Here is a 937-nt window from a genome sequence, read left to right on the forward strand (position 1 = left end):
ATCTTATCGAAATTGTACTCATTTTCATGCCTCCTTCGCACAATGTGTGCTACAATGTATTACATATTTATGTTATCATACTACCTCGAATCTGTCAAAGTTCAATGCCTATAAAAAGAATCCGCTTTGAACTACCCACGACTAACAAACCGCAAGAACTGTCCCTCTGGTTGTTCAAGAACTGTCCCTCTGGTTGTTTTGGTTGTTTTTCGACCAGAAGAACTGTCTCTGTGGTTATTTTGGTTTCCCTTGGTTCACTCACGAAACACTTTTTTCTTTGGGAACAAAATTTAATTCTAAACTCATATCCATTCCTTCTGCTAGTCTCTTTAACATATTAAGGCTAGGATTTCTTGTTCCATTTTCTATCTTACTGATATCCGCCTGATTGATTCCTGTTGCTTTTGCTAATGCTTCTTGTGTCAAATGCCTACTACTTCTTGCTGTAACGATTGCTTTTATGATATCAAATTCAGGCTGTAAGTTTTCATACTCAACACGAAATTCCTGATCCTTCATTTGTTCTTCAACGAACTTATTCAATGTTTTCATCCTATTTCACCTTGCCTCTCTAAATAATATAAAACCCTTGAAATATTACTTCCGACTTTTCCTCTAACCTCAAATATACCATCCTCTGTTTCATAAAATATAACTTCAAACATAAGCACTCCTCAGAAGAATTTTCTTCTAATTACATTGTATGGTATATATGCCATATCGTCAATATTTCACTAATTGCTTCGAAACATTGAGACTACTATAGTTAGCTATACGAAAACCTCTATTTCGCGTGTAGGTAGTACATGAAAAGTCTTGTTAGTAGCAAGAACTCTACCTCTGGTTGTTCCCTATCATTATTACAATTCAGTATAATCTTTAAGTCAATACACTACATTTACAACGTATAAATATATTTATAAAGCTTAATGTCAAT

The 937-nt window shown here is 34.2% G+C and carries 1 protein-coding gene; it reads right to left on the reverse strand.

Annotation, left to right across the window (positions count from 1 at the left end; all coding sequences use genetic code 11):
- Positions 1–258: 258 nt before the first annotated feature.
- The gene (locus P0N36_RS15510) at positions 259–552 is read right to left on the reverse strand and encodes a helix-turn-helix domain-containing protein (RefSeq protein WP_275843797.1); all 294 of its coding nucleotides are present in this window, start codon (positions 550–552) and stop codon (positions 259–261) included.
- Between the last annotated feature and the right edge of the window lie 385 nt (positions 553–937).

Source organism: Petrocella sp. FN5 (genome assembly GCF_029210395.1).
GTDB lineage: Bacteria > Bacillota > Clostridia > Lachnospirales > Vallitaleaceae > Petrocella.